Genomic DNA, 18,598 nt, shown 5'->3' on the forward strand with positions numbered 1-18,598 from the left:
ACAAATTTGTGGGCCAGAAATGCAAATACCACTGCGGTATTGTTGACCGCTGTCGGGATGCAAAATTTCCACCTGTTGATTCGCATGATTCGATTTTGGTTTGAGTTGCGCTGGCATAATCGATTCTATCGACGGGGGACAAATACACGCTGACTGAAGGTACCCCTCACAGTCGACACCAGAGATTCCCGAGGAGGTCATTGGTTGCTCACCTGCGATTCGTAATCGAATCCGACAACGGTGGTAATTTAGCGACGTCCAAGTGCTGAATAGACCCTCTAAGTCTTGCACGCCAATTTTGACAGATTTCAGGTAGATCCCAGAGCCCGTGTTGAATACATCGCGCAAATTCAGCAGATGGAGTGTGACGGGATCTGCCGGAAATGACAAAGGCCCTTAATTTTATTGGTATTGATGCCCGTTCGGAAATTTGGAGTACTTCGTCACAGGAGGAACGGGGTTCATTGGATCGCATTAGGTCGATGAACTGCTGGGGGACGGCCACGACGTGATCGTTTTGACCCGGTCCCGGTCGAATGCTACGGATCTCCCAAATGCTATCGAGGTCGTCGAAGGGGATATTACCGACAAGTCGAATTTTCGAGATGAGATGGCCGGTGTGGACGCTGTCTTCCATCTCGCGGCGTGGTTCCAAATTGGACCGGGGCCGTGGAACGAGGACAAAGCTGAGCACATCAACGTCGAGGGGACCCGTAACGTTCTTGAGGTGATGGACGAACTCGACGTTCCAAAAGGCGTCTATGCGAGCACCGTTGGAGTATACGGGAATACTGCCAGTGAATATGTCGACGAGTCCCACCGCTCACCGACCGACTTTCCGTCGATCTATCAGGAGACGAAGTGGCGAGCCCATTATGAGGTCGCTGAGCCGATGGTTGACGAGGGGCTGCCGCTCGTAATCACTACCCTCGGCGCAATTTACGGTCCTGGAAACAAAGCCTACGGCGGCACCCCTCGGACGGCCTTCCAAGGCCACCTCACACAGGAACTTCCGATGATCCCGGATGAATTCGTGCTTCCCTGGGACTACGTTAAGGACACGGCCGCGAATCTATATCGGGCAATGGATGAGGGTAACCCAGGTGAGGAGTACATCCTCGCTCGCTCCTTCGAGCTGTTCCGGTCGCAACTGGTCGACACCGATAGGGACGCGACCGATCCAGGCAACCTCGAACGGTCCATTCGAGACGAGTCGCCGGCAAACCGCTCGTTCGATTTCGGCCGGATCAGTCGCCTCCGTGAGGACAACTTCCACCTCGCGTGTCAAATCGATTCACATCCCGAACATACGGCGGTGATCGAGGTCGGGAATGGCGCCCTTGCCCTCACCGAAGGTATCCAGGGGTGAATTTCCGACGGCCATAACAAATGAGGGTCACAAACACTTCGTTCACCCCAACTGACGAGGCCCGCAGTTCCTCGATGATATGGTGGGTCCGCCCTCGCTTCTCTCGGCTCGTTACCTCGCTTATCCCCCAAACTCAGGTCCTGTCATTGCGGGAATCCCGGCGAGTCCATTCGTCTCGCTTCGCTCGGCTCATTCCCTCGCCGTCTTCCACCTCGATCGCTACCGCTCACTCGCGGGAATCCCGGCGAGTCCAATTCAAATTAACCCCCAGTACGTGTCGTAATTGAACGTTTCAGTCATAGGTCACCATCTGTTATGTGGTCGTGTACTCCCACGAGTCTGTGTAGCCTTCGACAATACGTTTTAGCATCCCTGTGTTAGCTACTAGCCTCGCTGCAATAGTTGGATTCCGAACGATCCGACTAATGACTCGGTGCGGCCGTCTCGTAATATCTTCGATCGAGAGGCCATTCAAGGCCTCGGCGATCCCCGCAAGCAACTTGGAGTCTTTATGTTCGACCCATGCGCCCCGCATCAGGTGAGCAAGTCTGTACTCCGGTTTCATCACTTCGTACAGTTCGATTGGATACTCGGACGACCGTCCTTCTGCAATCAGATCGGCGAGGAGGTACGATGAACGGATCCCTTGAGTGATGCCCTCACCCTGGTATCGATTTGCGATCCCGGCCGCATCGCCTACCAAAAAGACGTTATCCTCCGGAAGGTGGGTGTGTTTGGGATCGAGGCTCGGTCCACGGGGAATGGTGTAGATGTTGACGTCTTCCCGATCGGGAACGGGAAATTCATTTCGCTTCGCGGCGGCTTCTAGTGCCGCCATGTAATCATTCGGCCGTTGATCTCCGGCCCACCCTATCCCGACGTTTGCGAACTGTTCGGATTTGGGAAACGACCACGAATACCCGACGTATCCTTCGAAAAAGATGCGCGGGTACTCGACGTACTCTTCAAACTTGCCTTCGACAGTAGCGTTCAACGCAACCATATCTCCAGTATACTCCTCGACAATATTGTTGACTTTGTGTGTCAGGGATGGTTGCCCGGTTGCGTCGATGATGTAATCGTACTCACTGACGACTTGGCGGTAATCCCTGGCCGAGACCGAGTGTCCAGTCTCAAAGGTGACTCCCAAATCGGACAATGAATCAGCCCACTGCTGTTCGACCGTGTCGCGGTCACAGATATACCCTGGCTCACATCGGAGTTGGGAGGTCCCAAGTGGAGATTCGTGAGGATTTCGATCAGTCTCCGAATAGACGCGGAGTTGGAACCCAGACACGTCGTTCAAAAACCCGTTTTCTGGGGATTTCCTAAGCGGTACGAGCGTTCCGTCGTTGATCGCTTCACCGCAGTCGACGCGTTTGTCATCATACTCCTGTCGTTCGAACACACGAATATCAGATATCCTATCAACATCAGCAAGTCCTTGGGCGGCTGCAAGTCCGGACACGGATCCCCCTAGGATCGCTACCTGGATCCCCTTAGCTGCCATCTGTCTGAGGCGTCGAAATGCAATTTCTTATAATTATGGATATTCCAACAACCAAAAATCGTTCCGAGCTTCACCGAGACAGAATGCTTTTCCCTCGACGATCGTGCGAGATATCCTCGATTTCTTGTAAATCATTACTGAAATGATGAATATACAGGCCAGCGATACCTGCTGAATAGAAGGCGCAAATGCAGCACTACACATATTCAATGCGGGTATTGGTATCGTCGTGTACGGCAAGTCATGTTGAAAGGGAGAACGCAAATATACGATAGAGTTTCTCCAAATCAATAGTATGCCGGAGTCCCGATCAGGGAATAGTACTTCGGAGTCACTCGATCGAATCCTCCTTCCGGTTGATGTTTCCGGCTTGGTTTCTCTCCAAGAGACGGTCATTGAGATGGTCCAATCTTCGGAAGTTTTCCTTCTCGGCTACTGATCGATTCCGGACCAATCCACGGCTGATCAGCATCGCGATCAGTTCGGTACGGAGGCAGAAAAACGGCTGCAAGCTATTGGAGAGCAGTTTACCGCTGAAGGAATTGATTTCCAGAAAAAAGTGATGTTTACAAAAGATAGGGGAGAACTGATGAATAAAGCCGCGAACAAATATGGGTGTCAGTCAGTGGTAATTCCGGGGACTGAAAAATCTTCGTCGGGGACGACACGCGGGATTGTTCTCGTGAAGCCGGATGCTGATCTTGAGCGGATCGTCACAACCCTTGGAGCATTGTTCGCCGAAAGCGATGTAGAACTATCTCTCTTTCACGCCGCGAATAATGAAAACGAACACCTATTCGATTCAACAAGATATATGTTCGACGGGATTACGGGTCAACTCAACGAACTTGGCATCGATTCAGACCCAATCGAGTGGGAGCAATCGATCGAAGGTGAGCGGCTTGATATGATTCTATCACGGGTTCCTGGCTTCGACTTTGTTGTACTTGGTGAGAGCAAGCCAAAAATTCGGGAGCAAATCTTTGGTTCTGTTCAAGCAAGGCTTGCTGAGGAGACAGAGAAAACGCAACTCACGATTCGAACAGGTGTCTGAGGGCTCACAGAGTTTTTTTACAGTTGAATTATGGTCGTCCGACGAATTAATTTGAAGATGCAACAGGGTATCTTTGGAATAAATAAGGCGTCTTACCGCCTCACTTCCGAGTTTACGGCCAATCAGTTAGCTCTCATCTTGTTCGTTCGGTAATGGGCGATTGGGATTCGAAGTGGAATCAAGTGATCCATCAGATGGTGAAGTGGCCTCAGTCTATTTGCCTAACAGACGTTCCTTTATCGTCCGCTCCTCCCGTTTCTCAGCAAGCAATACCGAGGACTCCACTCCTTCGAGGATGCCACCGATGAACGATTCACGAACCAGTCGTGAAAGAACGCCTCGCTTGGTTGACCCGATCACAATGAGTGTGGCATCTTTCGCAGCGGCTTTGATTTGTTCTTCGACCCCCCCAGTTACGACTTGGAGATTCGCAGTACCGAGATCATGCCTCTCTGCCCATGATTCGAGGAACTTCTCACCTTCATCCTGATCCTCGGCGACATGAAAAAGCGTTACCGTCGATTCGAATTGCTCTGCAAATGTTTTAGCGATAGTTGCTGCAAGTCCGGAGTGTGGGCCCCCAGCGGTCGGCACCAGAATTCGGGAGGGATCAAACCCTCGATCCTTGAAAACCAGTAAATCGCTCGGCAGCGAATGAGCCAGTTCATCAACCACGGATTCGGCACGTCCCGGTAAGCCGTGGGCGTCAGGCCCCCTTCCCATTACGGTCAGGTCGATACCATACCGAGATGCTGCATTGAAGATCTCTTCGAACGGTTGGTGGGAGAGAATAACATGCGTTTCGACGGGAACACCATAGGTATCAGCATCCGTTTGTGCCTGTTCGACCAAATGATGGGCCGCATCATGTTCATATTGGCCCCTCGCCGCTTCGAGAGACGTCTGATCGGGAACTTGGGCGATGTTAACGGCCACAACTGTCCCTTCTTTTTCTTCCGCAATCGACGCACCGATCGAAATGAGATCGGTTTCGTGAGCCGGATTAGCGAGGGGAACCATCACCCGATAATCACTTTTGTCGGGTTGGACTGCTGTGGTCGCCGAGACCGCTGCATCGGGCAACTCAGTCGCATTTCTCAGTACATACCGAGTAAGAACTCCTTCTTGTTCGACTCGCGATCGCGAGTATACGAGGTACCAAACAATGGAAAACCCAACGAGAAGCCCGGTAAGAAGTAATACGAACGGTTCGATAAATACAATCAGCGCGAACGAAAATACGGCCCCAAGAACGGGCACAAGTGGGTACAGTGGGACTTCAAAATCGGGTTCGTACTTCTCTGGATTTGCCTCCCTGAAGACGATTAATGCGATATTTAACAAGCCATATACGATGAGGTGAAGGACACTCCCCGCGGTCGCCAACAGTTCCAGGTTGCCAAATATGAGAAATACGAGGATGAGTCCTCCCGTAATTGCTATCGCTCTGTACGGCGTTGCAAATCTCGGATGGATTTCGTTGATCTTTGGCGTGAGCAGTTTGTCTCGCCCCATTGCGAAGTTGATTCTCGAGGACGCAAGGATCGAGGCATTCGCCGACGATGCGGTGGCCAGTAACCCGCCGATGAGTAAACCGACAGCCCCTATCGGCCCGATCAACAACCGTGCAACGTCTACGACCGCAGTTTCGTTTCCTGCAACAACCTCAGTTTCCACTGCGGCCAACACGGCAAGCAAAATAAATGCGTACATTACTGTGACGATGACCACACTCCCGATCACGGCACGTGGAAGGTTTTTTCCCGGTTGTTGAATTTCCTCGGCAACGGACGTGATCTGGACGAAGCCAAGGTATGAAACGAATACGATACCTGTTACCGGTAGTAAAGGAGACCAGCCAAACGGGGCAATCGGGCGCAAAGTCTCAATATCTGCATTGAACAGACCGAATAGAGTGAATACACTTAGTATCCCGATAAGGGTGATAACGATGATATTTTGTAACCTGCCCGTTTCCTTTGCTCCAACGTAATTAACGACGATAAAAAATATGGCTCCAAATAGGCCGATAATCTGGGCAGGTTCGAGGTGCAGTTGGCCAAGCGTTATCCCTGATATTGTAACAAAGGAATTCACGTACGCTCCAAATCCATACATATAAAATGCGGAGGCAAAGGCCAAGCCAAGCCAGTTCCCCCACCCTGCGACCGATCCGAAAACTGGGCCCAGACCTTGATTGATGTAATAATATGCACCGCCAGACACAGGCATTGCGGTCCCGAGTTCCGATGCGGAGAGGGCCGTTAAGAGCGCCAGGATTCCGCCAATAACGAAAGCGAGCGAAGCCAATGGCCCCAGCCGTGCAACTGACGGACCTGGTAAAACGAAAATGCCAGCTCCAATCATCGTCCCAACGCCGATCGTCAGAGCTGCAAGCGGGCCAAGGTCTTTTGCAAGTTCATCGTCTGCGCTCATTCTATCCCATTAAGTTTAGTTGGGCATCCCATATTCTTTTTCTTGTGACCTAGTTGAAACAAAGGAAGGAATCTGGAGTCAGTTGAAGTATACATATCTCGAGGGGTATTAGCGAATGCTAAACAGACGCTCAAAAAAGCCCCGCTTTGTTTCTTTTTTAGGACCAATACTGAGCAGTCGAGCTAGGAGAGGATACTATCGGTCGGTGACCAGTGACTAATCTGGTCAAAAACCCCATCAGTAGCACCGGTTGAGGGTCGTTAAACTGAGCGTAGTGGGGTTGTTCACAATTTGAAACTGTGAAATCAATTGGGCCGTTCAACCGGTGCAACATCATAGTATTTTTCGAACGCCTGTACCGCCTCATCGGAACCGACCAGGACGATTTGTTCCGCTCCGGAAAACCGATGTTGTGGATCAACCGTGCTTGAGAAACCTGCCTCCTCTTCGATAGCAATGACACGACACCCCGTTTTTTCATAGATACCAGATTCCGCGAGAGTTGAGCCCGCAAGCGGTTGAGCGGAGACACGGAGCAGCCGAACCTGACTCGCTGGCGCGAGCACCTCTTCTCCGCGGAGTTCCTTGGCGATCATCCGGGCGCTCACCCGTGACACCGACAAAACGTAGTTTGCACCGGCACTCAATGCTTTTCGGGTCGCATCAGTCTCACTCACCCGCGCCAGAATTTCGATATCGGATGTGAACGAGCGAGCTAACACCGTTGTTAGTAGCGAGTCCGAGTCGTTCGGAAGGCCCACGATGATTGCACCAGCAGTTTCGATTCCAGCCTCATCCAAAACGTCCTTGGAACCCGCATCACCCACAATATCCACGGTATCAGTGTCAGTAACGTCTATCGTCACGGCTTCGATCCCCTCCGCTCTCACGACATCGAGTGCGGCTTGTCCCACCTCTCCCTGTCCGGCAATAATAATACACTCGGGTCTTCTGGAGGTTCTGGCCGGTCGTATATAGTCACTGAATGCTTCCAAGTCCTGGTGGGCACCGGAAACGAGCAAAACCGTATTCGAGCGGATAATGGCAGTTGGATCTGGTGGCAATTGGAGTTCGCCATCGATCCACGCACCGATGATATTTGCGCCCGTCTCTTCCCTGACGTTCGAATTTTGTATTCGCCTGCCTATCAACTGGTTTCCCGGTTGGACCGGAATTTCTGTGACCTCGAGTTCGCCGCCCAGATCAATGGTATCAGTCAGATCTGAACTGAACGATGAAATCGCTTTTTCCGCAAGCCGATGACCGAGAACGCCATGGGGGGACAAAACAGTATCTGCTCCGGTATCCAAAAGGATCTCTTGCATATCGCTATCATCAGTGAGTGTGATGATTTCGATTTCCTGGTCGACCGACCGCACTGTCAGGATGGTATTGACATTTGCATCACCAGCATCCGTGATGACTGCTTTTGCTGTCTCTATGCTGGCCCGCTCAAATGCAGATTCATCCTGTGGAGACCCGTGAATAACGGAGTACTCGTCATTAGAAAGGTCCTCGGCGTTTTTCCGTGAAGAGGAAATCAAGACGTAATCGATGCCGAGTTCTTCGAGTTCTTCAAGGAGCACAGCGGAGTCACGACGGTATTCACAAATTATGACATGATCCCGTTTTGGTGTGAGGCGGTTGTCAAGATTGACCTCTGCTCCGGTAAATAATGGAATGACAATAAGCCGAAGAGTGAAAAAACCGATCGCGATGCCACTCACCTGCATAAAAACCATAAACCCGTTCATTATCGGTGTCTCCCATGGTGAATCGGCACCGTATCCGGTCGTGGTCATCGTTTCGACTACAGTTTGAAACGACCGAAATATCGAGTAAGACTCGCCCTCTAATACCGACATCCCATAATTATAAAATAACGTGTACGAGATCACGGTTATTGTAATGCCGAATATGTAGTAGACGATAAGTCGATCGCGCCGGGAAAGACCGAAATCCGAGCCCGGCCACGGGAGCGAAATCATTTCTATAAGCCTTCAATTTAGCTGACAAAAGAAAATAGTTTCGGCGATTGAGAATATCACAAAGGGACCCGAATTCTATTGAATAGTGTCTCGGTGGCGAAACTGGTTATTATCGTTCTCCACGGGCTCCGCGAGTATTTCGATAAGCCGTATCGACGAGTGATGGATATTCTCTGTAAAATGCCTCAAATCGTGGAAACACTCGAATGAGGCAAAGGATGGACTGGCAGATTTCACAACCGTCTGTTCGCGAAACCAAAACCACAAGACGCGTACTTGGCGTGTCTTGAATCGATTACCAGCTAAATATACGACACCGGCGAGACCCAAGCAATTGACTCCACCAGTTTTGCCCACTGATCCTCAGGGCGTCGTTTTTGATTCAACTCCTCGAGACGCTTGGCCTGCTGCTCGACAACTGGCTCCAAGGAGTCACCAGTGTCGAGGCCAACCACCACGGGCACCTGCAAAATACCGTCATCAGTTTTCCGTCCAGTCCCAACCGACAATCGGCCAGGCAGTGTTTGCATACCAGATGACAGTCATGCGGAACTTTCCAGATGTGGACCAAAGAACGGTTCTCCGTATCAATTCCCTCGTATGAAAGTGCCATTGCAAACTCAAAGACTTGTTAGTTACGTATCCAAACGCTACCATGTATTTAGTAAATCAAGGCGATCTTTCGTCCCGATGGAATACGAATAGGAGGCGGATGACGTTCGGAGTCTGGAAAAAACCTCTGATGAAAAAGGCGAGGGAGTACTGAGGAAAAACGCGACCGGGCAGACGAACATGTTCGTCATAAATCCTTCACCGGTCCGTGGAAAGTTTCAGGTGCAAATGCATCCAACGACGTCTCGATCGGGAGCGACTGCGAAGTGTCAAATAATCTGTGAAATTTCTCCGAGGCGGTGGTCGGTATGAGCATGTTCTGCAACCAGTGCCAGGAGACGGCCGCCAACGAGGGCTGTACCGACGTAGGAGTCTGTGGAAAGGATGCCGAGACGAGCAACCTGCAAGATCTCTTGGTCTGGGAGCTCAAGGGCCTTTCCACAATCGCCGGACGGGCACGAGAGGGCGGACTCACCGACGAGGACCTCGACGTGTTCATCGCCGAGAGTCTCTTCTCAACGATCACCAACGTCAATTTCGATCCTCAATGGTTCGAGAACCGGATCGCTGAGACACAACGTCGGCGTGAAGAGTTGCGGGTGACCTACGAGGCCGAAGTCGGTGGTCTGGACGATACTGAACTCCCCGACGCGGCGATCTGGACCGGGAATAGTCCTGAGGAGTTTCACGAAAAGGCCGATCCGTCTGAAATCGGCGTGGTGCGCACAGAGAACGAGGACCTTCGCTCACTCAGGGAACTTCTCACCTACGGCCTGAAGGGGATTGCTTCCTACGCCGATCATGCCTACGTCTTAGGCGAGAAGAAAGACGAGGTCTTCGCGTTCGTCCAGCGTGGCCTGGCCGCGACTGTGGACGATCGGTACGGAGTCGAGGAGCTGACCGAGCTGGTCCTGGAGGCGGGCGAGGTCGGCGTGGAGGTCATGCAGATTCTCGATACGGCCCACACCGACACCTACGGCCACCCCGAACCGACGGAGGTGGACATCGGCGTGGGTGATCGGCCGGGTATCCTGATCAGCGGCCACGACATGAAAGACATGGAGGAGCTTCTGGAGCAGACTGAGGGTGAGGGTGTGGACGTGTACACGCACGGGGAGATGCTCCCGGCAAACTCCTATCCGGCGTTTAAGGAGTACGATCACTTCGTGGGCAATTACGGTAATGCCTGGTGGGAACAACACCGCGAGTTCGAGGCGTTCAACGGCCCGGTCCTTCTGACGACGAATTGTCTCATGCCACCGACGGACTCCTATGCCGAGCGCGTGTACACTACGGGCGTCGTCGGGTTCCCGGAGGTTCCCCACATCGACGGTCGAGAAGACGGGAAACCGAAGGATTTCTCACCACTTATCGAGGCCGCGCAAGACACCGAGCCGCCCCAGCAACTCGAATCCGGGACGATTCCGGGCGGCTTCGCGCACAAGTCAGTCCTCGACCGGGCCGACGAGATTATCGAGGGCATCCAGGCCGGGGACATCCGTGGCTTTGTGGTTATGGGCGGCTGTGACGGTCGTCAGGCGGAGCGCGAGTATTACACCGACCTGGCTACGGAACTCCCCGAGGACGTGCTCATCCTCACCGCCGGATGTGCCAAGTACCGGTACAACAAACTGGATATGGGCTCCATCAACGGCATCCCGCGAGTGCTCGACGCCGGCCAGTGCAACGACTCGTACTCGCTCATCCGAATCGCGAGCGCGTTACAGGACGCGTTGGACGTCGAAGATATCAACGACCTACCGATCGCCTTCGACATCGCCTGGTACGAGCAGAAGGCAGTTACTGTGCTGTTGGCACTGTTAAGCCAGGGTGTCGAGGACATTCGACTCGGTCCCACGCTGCCTACCTTCCTCTCGGAGGGTGTGACCGACCTCCTGGTCGAGGAGTTCGGTATCAACCCGATCGACACTGTCGAATCCGACATACAGGACCTTCTCACATCGATAGGCAGGAAGACGACTCCGACGGCAATGTCCGACTAGAATAAGGGGCGGTAATACGTTCTCTCCAATGAGAGTTATTGATTGTGATTGTAATGTAAAAATCAAAACACCGATATGAAGAAATCAACCGGTGTCGATACAGATATTAGCGACGGTAAGTGCCATGAACACCTTGCATGTTCTGACTGTCAAACCGGCGAATGTCCACTGAACCAACTGCAGAAAGAAACAGAGAAGACCGAACTCCGATACGAAGATGGTGAAGTTATAATCAAAGAAGTTACTGGGGAACTTCCAAACGGCGAAACGAAACACTTCTCGATGGTTGCGGAACCGATTGCTGACGAATCAGGAGAGGTTGCGGAGATGGTTCAGAGTTTGATAGGTATGACAGAACTCAAATAGCCGTAGGATTTCCCATCGAGATCTCCGTTCCAAAGTCGAAAATTACAAAATCATTTTGGCGGGCCATGGCAGAGTTACTGAGTTATGCGGCCTTGAACGAGGTCGAATTTGCCAATCATCCAGGGAATCAACAAACAGGGCCGACTATTTGCAAGAGAACTACAAAGAACCACCACGGTGTGACCGAGTAGGTGGGACTGTTCATCTGGCTGCTTGACTCGATAAAAATATGTACTGACACTGTTATCGACGGAACCGGCGGTTGATTCTTGGCCCAAGGAATCGGAGCGCAGTTCCGGTACCCAGGACTACTCGGTTCCAAAGTATTACGAAAAGCCGAAAAAGTGTTATTTTATCCCAATCACGGATACATACGGAATGTACTATCGGCGAATGGTACTGCGGGCAATCGGAGCGGGGGCAATAACCGGAGTTACGGGCTGTTCGGCGGTCGGATTGCAGGGGACCGCGATGAATGACGGACCGCGAACTGTCACCGACGAGGCTGGTCGCGAAATCTCGCTACCAGGAGCAGTCGAGCGCGCCGTCGCGGTTGGGCCAGGTGCGCTCCGGCAGGTTGCCTATCTTGGTGCGACCGGCCGCATCGTCGGGATCGAGGACGGTGAAAGTGAGTGGCTGCAGAAGGTACCGTACAATCAGGCCACCCCCGGACTTCGCGAAAAGCCAGTGATTGGCTCGGCAGGACCAAACGCCGGCGGCAACGGCGAGGAGATACTATCAGTCGATCCGGACGTGATCTTTTTCTACGGCGATCCGTCCCGGGCCGAGGCGCTCCAAAAGCAAACGGAGACGCCAGTCGTGGTCCTGGGAATTACGGATTTTGGTGGCGCGGAAAAACGGCAGCAACTCTACGAAACCTGGCGGTTAGTCGGTGGAATCCTCGGCATGGAGAACCGGGCGGCGGAACTGGAGATCTTCGTGGAGGAGACGATCGAGGATTTGGGCGATCGAACCGCCGATCTGCCCGAAGCTGAACGAGCCACTGCCTACGCTGGCGCGATTAGCTACAAAGGTGCCCATGGGATCGCCACAACCCGGCGGCAGTTCCCGCCATTCGCGTTTACAAACGTCGAGAACGTCGCGAGTGTGCTGGAAACCGACGCGGCGTCGGTCCAAATCAGCGAAGAGAAACTACTCACCTGGGATCCCCGCGCGATCTTCGTCGATTCGAACAATCTCGATCGGGCCCACGAAGACCTGTCGAACAACGAAGCGTTAGACCGCCTCACAGCCGTCGAAAACGGCGCGGTCTACACACTGCTCCCGCACGCGAGTTACCACCACAACTACGGATCTATCCTGGCCAATGCCTACTTCGTCGGGTCGACACTATACCCCGACCGATTCGACGATGTCGATCTCGAATCGAAAGTGAACTCGATCTTCGAACGGATGCTCGGCGCACCGCTGTACGACGAACTGATTCAGGCGTACGACCCATACCGAAAACTTGAGGTTTAAAAATGGCTACCGAGACGGTCCTGCAACAGCGCGAGCAAACGACCCGGCGGACCTATGCGATCGCGACCGGATGGCTTCTCTTGCTTGTGGCTGTCTCCGTAATCGCTGTGGGTATTGGATCGGTCACGGTCCCAGTCTCAGATGTCCTCGCAGCGCTAGTAGGAGGGGCCAGCCAGACCCAACGGGCAATCGTTTGGAACCTTCGACTCCCACGGGTACTTGGCGCGGCCGTCGCCGGTGCAGGATTGGCGGTCGCTGGCGCAGCAATGCAGACCGTTCTCCGCAATCCGTTGGGTGCGCCCTACACACTCGGGATATCACAGGCGGCGGCGTTTGGCGCGGCCATCGCCATCGTCGTCTTCGGCGTCGGTAACGCCGGTATGGCCAACTTCGGGGCCCTCGGCCCGTATGTTACGACAGTTACGGCCTTCCTAGCGGCGATGGTTTCGACGGGCGTGATTTTGCTCCTGGTGACTTACCAGCAGGCAACACCCGAAACGTTGATCCTGACCGGCGTGGCAATCGGATCGCTGTTCACCGCCGGGATGACCCTCCTGCAGTATTTCGCCAGCGACACTGAAGTTGCGGCTATCGTCTACTGGACCTTCGGCGACGTCGGCCGGGCGACCTGGGGCCACGCGCTTTTGATGACGGGTGTCGTTCTGCTCGCATTGGGCTACTTCGTCGCCAACGCCTGGAATTACGACGTCATGGACGCCGGGACCACCACCGCAAAGAGCCTCGGCGTCGATGTCGAATCCCTCAGGATCCGAGGGATGGCTGTCGCCTCGTTCGTGACGGCGATCGTGATATCCTTCGTGGGAATTATCGGGTTTGTCGGCCTTGTCGCCCCGCACATCGTCCGAATGCTCGTCGGTGGTAACGAACGCTACCTCCTGCCGACCTCTGCACTGGCCGGTGGTGCGTTGCTGGTCGCAGCCGATACACTGGCCCGGACGGTGGTCGCCCCGGTCGTCCTGCCGGTTGGGATACTCACGTCCTTCCTCGGTGCACCGCTTTTCATCTACCTCGTCATCCACGGGAGGGGATACTGGTGACACTCGAAATCCATGATCTGGCGTTTGCCTACGAGGACGAGTCGGTACTCGAAGGAATTGACCTGACCGCCGAGTCAGGCCAACTCCTCGGGTTTCTTGGGCCGAACGGCTCCGGAAAGAGCACGCTGCTACAGGCAATCAACCGGATACTGGACCCCGATAGAGGGACGGTTCGAATCGATGGTGACCTCGTTTCAGAGTCGAGTCGCAACGAGATCGCCAGGCGGGTTGGCTACGTCCCCCAAGAAGAACAGAGCGCGTTCCCGGCCACGGTTTTCGAGACCATCTTACAGGGTCGCCGTCCCCAAGGGGGCTGGTCGCCGAGTGAGCGGGACCGACAGGCAGCAACGGCGATGATCGATCGTCTCGACCTCGAAGCGTTCACGAACCGGCGAGTAAGCGAGCTCAGCGGCGGACAACGTCAGAAAGTTCGACTCGGACGCGCGCTCGTCGGTGAACCATCGGCCCTATTACTGGACGAACCGACAAGCGCGCTCGATTTGAAACACCAACTGGACGTGATGGACCTGATAGTCGAGCACGTTCGCAAGCGGGACGTCGCTGGGTTGATCGCCATCCACGATCTCAACCTCGCCGCGCGCTACTGCGACCGGATCGCACTGCTATTCGAAGGGGAAATATACGACGTGGGAGGCCCGGACGTGCTAAACCCCGAGACGATCCGAACGGTCTACGGTGTCGAAGCGACCGTTCGACATCTCGGCGACCGTCGACTGGTCGTGCCGGAGACCGCAGTCGATGGCCAGCGGGCGCCCGAGGCCGAACTGGCTTTTCGAGTAACGGCTGACGACGACTGAGACACCATGACGTTCGACCTCACACAAATCGGAACGGTCCGAAGCGAGTTTGATCGGCCGACCGATCCGGCGACGATGCGCAAACACGAGAGTCAAATCATCCTCGACCCGAAATTCGCCGACGGGCTCACCGGAATCAATGATAACGACAGCCTGACAATCCTGTTTTACCTCCATAAATCGACAGGATACGACCTCGTCGCCCCTCGACGGGACGGCATCGACCGCGGGACCTTCGCCTGCCGGTCCCCCCATCGACCCAGCCCCATTGGCTCGACGACTGTCGGGTTGGTCGAACGGGACGGGCACGAACTTCGAGTCACAGGATTAGATGCGATAGACGGAACCCCAGTGCTCGACATAAAACCGTATGCAGCCTCGCTCGATCGGCCGCCCCACTCGGGGGGTGACGACCGTCGTAAAGACCCTCGCAGCCGTATCGAGGGATACGTCCGACACCGGGCCCCCGAAGCGCTATTGCTCGAAGCGGGTGAGGTTCACGGTCATTTCTGTCCATACCTCGCCCTCGGCGTGATGGCCGGTGCGCACGCGATTCGGAAACTCGGTGTCGCTTCGACGGGCATGGAAGACGTCGTCGCGGTCGTCGAGACCAACAGCTGTTTCGCTGACGGCGTTCAGGTCACGACGGGCTGTACGTTTGGCAACAACGGTCTGATTTACCGGGACTATGGCAAGACCGCAGTCACGCTCGTCTCCCGGGAGAACCCAGAGGAAGGCGTCCGACTCCACGTGAAGGAGCGGAAGGGGATCCTCGAGAAGGACTACCCCGAGGCTCACGAACTCTTCGAGCGCGTCGTGGCCCAACAAAATGCCACAGCCGAAGAACGCGAGCGGTTCAGCGAGGCCTGGGCGACGGTCGCGTTCGACCTGCTCGAGCGGCCCGTCCCGGACCTGTTCGATGTGGAGACGGCCGTCGCGGACGGGTTGCCCGAGCTCGCCCCCATCTTCGAGAATACGACCTGTGCGGCCTGCGGGGAGCAGGTGATGGCTTCCAAAGCAGTTGAGCAGGACGGAAAGAAGCTGTGTCGGGCCTGCGCCGGCGCCCCGTTCGGACAATTAGACGGCCACGGACTCAACTGGCAAGACGGAGCGTAATTGCTCCGAGAGAATTGGCCTTGACCCCGACTCCCTCAAGCGGCCCGACGTCCTGCCTGCACGCTAACGGGAAATCCCAATAGAATCACAGTGAATTTTGAACCTTTAGGACCTCCGGGGACTAACGGTTTCGTATGTCACAGGAACTTGACCGGATCAGTTTGACGCTCCCACCCGAAATGGTCGACCATCTGGACCGGATCATCGAGGACTGGGATTACTCGAGTCGATCAGAGGCTGTCAGGGACGCCCTTCGGGATCTCTTTGCCGCCTACGATTGGGAAACGGAGGAAGGCGGCGTCCACCACGGGACCATTACACTGGCCCATGATCACCACGAAAACGACATTGCGGATCATTTGCAGTCGGTCCAACACGACCGAACGGGGATCATAACGGCGACCCAACACATCCATATTTCTCACGATCAGTGCTTGGAGACGATTACGGTCAACGGACCGAGGAAAGAAATCAGCGAACTGGCCAACGAGCTCCGTTCAATAGACGGGGTGAGCCAGGTCAAGGTGGTTGTGGTCGGTAGTTGAAATGGCGCTAAAATCAATACCGTCGAACGCAGTCAGAAGTGAAAGAAAGTTGGGAAAGTCAAACTTTTGATTTATTACAGATGAGGGGATCAGATCGATTTTTTATTACCAAATGGGCCAGGTAACTGGAGATCGGACCGAAAATTCTCAACTGACCAAAAAAGTGAGGCTTTTCAATCAACTCCGCGTAAGGATTGTGCAATTGCGTTATATTTTCCGGAGATCTTTTTCGATTCAGTCCAAATCAGGATGATGAAAAAGTCGGATGGTAGTCCATCTATGCTGAATGGAAGATCTCATTCAGCATTAGGTAACTGACAGCACTCAAGGAAAACGGCTACTTATCGTGAACTTGCCGGAGTGCGTCGGCAGTCACAGTTCCCGAAATGCGATTTTTCTTCTGAGCGGTGGCCAGATCACACCAGCCCATCAACGCCTGTAATGGGGCCGGAGGGGGAAGGAGGTCTTGAAGAGCCCAAGGTCCTTCGTGTCCTTTTCAGGGTCGTCGTCCATGACGGACGCGAACTCTTTGGGGAGGTCCAGACTGAGTTTTCCCGACCAGATCTCGATGCCGTCAATGCCGACTGCAGTCATGAGTTAAAAACTGGTACTGCAGGGTGGTTTATGGTACTGTCAATAGGGAGTTCGACGATTGTTGTGTTGAAATCGATTCTCTCTTACCCTTGTCAAGGACCGGTGCCAGCTGGCGGTCCATCATTTCCACCACCTCCGTCCTCCGGAACAGCCACAGTAAATTGTTGGCTGCTATCATCATCGAAATACAAGGTCATTGTAACGTTTTCATCCTTCATGTTTCCTGTTGTCTGAAATTCTCCAAGTGTGAATGTCTCAGTAGTACCACCTGCAATGGTCGCAGATTCATTTAGCGGATATGCCGGTCCTTCAATTTCAATGCTATTGGTCGTGTTTAAATACCCACCACCGCCCTCGAACTCACCTTGGTCACCGTTTTTAATGGTATTGGCGTCAGCAGTAGTGTTGTTGACAGCGATTCGATTGATGGTGACAGGAGAATCCCCCTCGTTTTTCAGACTAAATTCAATCGTATCTTGTCCATCACCATTCGTCGTTTCTCCAGTATTCTCGAGGCTTGTTTGCTCGCTAGCGGGAGGTGGTGGGGTAGATCCGATATTCTCCTTCGCAGTTTTCCCCTCCGGCATCGACTGAACCCCAACCGTGTTGATCGTCACATTCTCCTTCTTAACTGTCAGATTCAGAGCTTGGACTCCCACTGGATACGGGCCATTCTCAACGGTCGGATCAAAGGCCGGTTCGTCCTCAAAGGCGGCGGTCCAATACTCGTCTGCCGTCAACCGGGTTGGAAGCGTAACGTTGAGTTCGCCGGTCAAATTCGCGATGTCGTCGGTCTCAGACGGGTATAACTCTAAGGTTACACGTCCGCTGCTGCTCTCCTGGTACTCGTTCTGGAGTGCGGTAATTCGAAGGTCGGTCCCACTCTCCGGGACGAGGTCCTGCTCCTCGATGACGACTAGGCCGCTCTGTTCACGCTCGTCGAGGTACAGCATCGAGTTCTCGTACCACGTCGAGCCTACGTCGAGTTCGTGATATCCCGGCCGATACTCCAGAAATCTCGTCTCAATCCGCTCGGTAGTATCCGTCTCGTCCGTGATGATGATATCATAGGCATCACTCGTCTGCAACGTACCCGAGGCCGGTGGTGGATTTGCTGCCAAGATCCGTGGCGGATAATCCGTCCCCAGGTTCACGGATGGAAATTGCGAGACGTCGTTCTGGCCCGCGGTCAAAGTCGCGCTGCGGACGTCCACCAGATCGTTCCGAACGTCCTGAAAGTGCTGGAATTCGACCTTCGAGTTCTCCGCTGGAACCACCTGGGCCTGGTTAATCGAAAGCAGAATCATCAAAATCGCGAATATCATAACAAACCCAACGACGCCGGATACACCCCGTGAATCATCTGTAAAAGAGAGGTCCAGGCTTTTGAACGGCATAATGGATAGGCATAATTTTGCGCTGTATACTCTTCAACATTTAGTTAAGAATCGTAGACTTCAGAACCGAACGACACTGTACGCCTGATTCAAAACCAGGGCGTGTTTCCTCCCTACCCCACTGAGAACGGACCGGTTACGGAGTCCTTTTCAGTGTCGGCAGGTTGATACTGGTCCCTGTGAGGCGGGTGGGAAGTATCAGATGGGAATGAATGCGAAAGGGTAGACGCTGCCACTCGCTGGGTGGTTT

The 18,598-nt window shown here is 53.9% G+C and carries 14 protein-coding genes and 1 pseudogene; 9 read left to right on the forward strand and 6 right to left on the reverse strand.

Annotation, left to right across the window (positions count from 1 at the left end):
* Positions 1 to 490 precede the first annotated feature (490 nt).
* On the forward strand, positions 491 to 1,369 hold the full coding sequence (locus tag V5A26_RS01645) for an NAD-dependent epimerase/dehydratase family protein (RefSeq protein ID WP_332322193.1): 879 nt from the start codon (positions 491 to 493) through the stop codon (positions 1,367 to 1,369).
* Between the two features lie 313 nt (positions 1,370 to 1,682).
* Here V5A26_RS01645 and V5A26_RS01650 read toward each other — a convergent pair whose 3' ends face one another.
* On the reverse strand, positions 1,683 to 2,879 hold the full coding sequence (locus V5A26_RS01650; protein ID WP_332322177.1) for an NAD(P)/FAD-dependent oxidoreductase: 1,197 nt from the start codon (positions 2,877 to 2,879) through the stop codon (positions 1,683 to 1,685).
* A gap of 562 nt (positions 2,880 to 3,441) precedes the next feature.
* Here V5A26_RS01650 and V5A26_RS01655 point away from each other — a divergent pair.
* Positions 3,442 to 3,933, forward strand: a complete 492-nt coding sequence (locus V5A26_RS01655; RefSeq protein WP_332322178.1) for a hypothetical protein — start codon at positions 3,442 to 3,444, stop codon at positions 3,931 to 3,933.
* A gap of 213 nt (positions 3,934 to 4,146) precedes the next feature.
* On the opposite strand, the gene V5A26_RS01660 is transcribed toward V5A26_RS01655, so the two are convergent.
* The 3 genes from V5A26_RS01660 to V5A26_RS01670 form a co-directional block, all read right to left on the reverse strand.
* Positions 4,147 to 6,369, reverse strand: a complete 2,223-nt coding sequence (locus tag V5A26_RS01660; RefSeq protein ID WP_332320307.1) for an amino acid permease — start codon at positions 6,367 to 6,369, stop codon at positions 4,147 to 4,149.
* Positions 6,370 to 6,674: 305 nt separating this feature from the next.
* Positions 6,675 to 8,171: an NAD-binding protein gene (locus V5A26_RS01665; protein WP_332322179.1), complete on the reverse strand. Its 1,497-nt coding sequence runs from the start codon at positions 8,169 to 8,171 to the stop codon at positions 6,675 to 6,677.
* 488 nt (positions 8,172 to 8,659) lie between these two features.
* Positions 8,660 to 8,887, reverse strand: a complete 228-nt coding sequence (locus tag V5A26_RS01670) for a hypothetical protein (RefSeq protein ID WP_332320309.1) — start codon at positions 8,885 to 8,887, stop codon at positions 8,660 to 8,662.
* Positions 8,888 to 9,277: 390 nt separating this feature from the next.
* Here V5A26_RS01670 and hcp point away from each other — a divergent pair, with 390 nt between their 5' ends.
* The 7 genes from hcp to nikR all read left to right on the forward strand — a co-directional run bounded on the left by hcp (position 9,278) and on the right by nikR (position 16,357).
* Positions 9,278 to 10,972, forward strand: coding sequence for a hydroxylamine reductase (gene hcp, locus V5A26_RS01675; RefSeq protein ID WP_332320310.1), 1,695 nt, complete (start codon positions 9,278 to 9,280; stop codon positions 10,970 to 10,972).
* 75 nt (positions 10,973 to 11,047) lie between these two features.
* Positions 11,048 to 11,338: a hypothetical protein gene (locus tag V5A26_RS01680; protein ID WP_332322180.1), complete on the forward strand. Its 291-nt coding sequence runs from the start codon at positions 11,048 to 11,050 to the stop codon at positions 11,336 to 11,338.
* A gap of 378 nt (positions 11,339 to 11,716) precedes the next feature.
* Positions 11,717 to 12,820, forward strand: a complete 1,104-nt coding sequence (locus V5A26_RS01685; RefSeq protein WP_332322181.1) for an ABC transporter substrate-binding protein — start codon at positions 11,717 to 11,719, stop codon at positions 12,818 to 12,820.
* A gap of 2 nt (positions 12,821 to 12,822) precedes the next feature.
* A complete protein-coding gene (locus V5A26_RS01690; protein ID WP_332320313.1) occupies positions 12,823 to 13,878 on the forward strand; it encodes a FecCD family ABC transporter permease in 1,056 nt (351 codons plus the stop codon).
* Positions 13,875 to 14,696, forward strand: coding sequence for an ABC transporter ATP-binding protein (locus tag V5A26_RS01695; RefSeq protein WP_332320314.1), 822 nt, complete (start codon positions 13,875 to 13,877; stop codon positions 14,694 to 14,696). The genes V5A26_RS01690 and V5A26_RS01695 overlap by 4 nt, the downstream gene beginning before the upstream one ends.
* 6 nt (positions 14,697 to 14,702) lie before the next feature.
* A complete protein-coding gene (gene tsaA, locus V5A26_RS01700; protein WP_332320315.1) occupies positions 14,703 to 15,812 on the forward strand; it encodes a tRNA (N6-threonylcarbamoyladenosine(37)-N6)-methyltransferase TrmO in 1,110 nt (369 codons plus the stop codon).
* Between the two features lie 134 nt (positions 15,813 to 15,946).
* The gene (gene nikR, locus V5A26_RS01705) at positions 15,947 to 16,357 is read left to right on the forward strand and encodes a nickel-responsive transcriptional regulator NikR (protein ID WP_332320316.1); all 411 of its coding nucleotides are present in this window, start codon (positions 15,947 to 15,949) and stop codon (positions 16,355 to 16,357) included.
* A 453-nt stretch (positions 16,358 to 16,810) separates the two neighbouring features.
* Here nikR and V5A26_RS01710 read toward each other — a convergent pair.
* Both V5A26_RS01710 and V5A26_RS01715 read right to left on the reverse strand, forming a co-directional pair.
* Positions 16,811 to 16,951 (reverse strand): annotated as a pseudogene (locus V5A26_RS01710) (hydroxymethylglutaryl-CoA synthase); the annotation flags it as partial.
* A gap of 92 nt (positions 16,952 to 17,043) precedes the next feature.
* Complete coding sequence (locus V5A26_RS01715) at positions 17,044 to 18,276, reverse strand: hypothetical protein (RefSeq protein ID WP_332322182.1); 1,233 nt, start codon at positions 18,274 to 18,276, stop codon at positions 17,044 to 17,046.
* Positions 18,277 to 18,598 lie beyond the last annotated feature (322 nt).

It is taken from the genome of Halodesulfurarchaeum sp. (assembly GCF_036626455.1).
Taxonomy (GTDB): Archaea; Halobacteriota; Halobacteria; order Halobacteriales; family Halobacteriaceae; genus Halodesulfurarchaeum.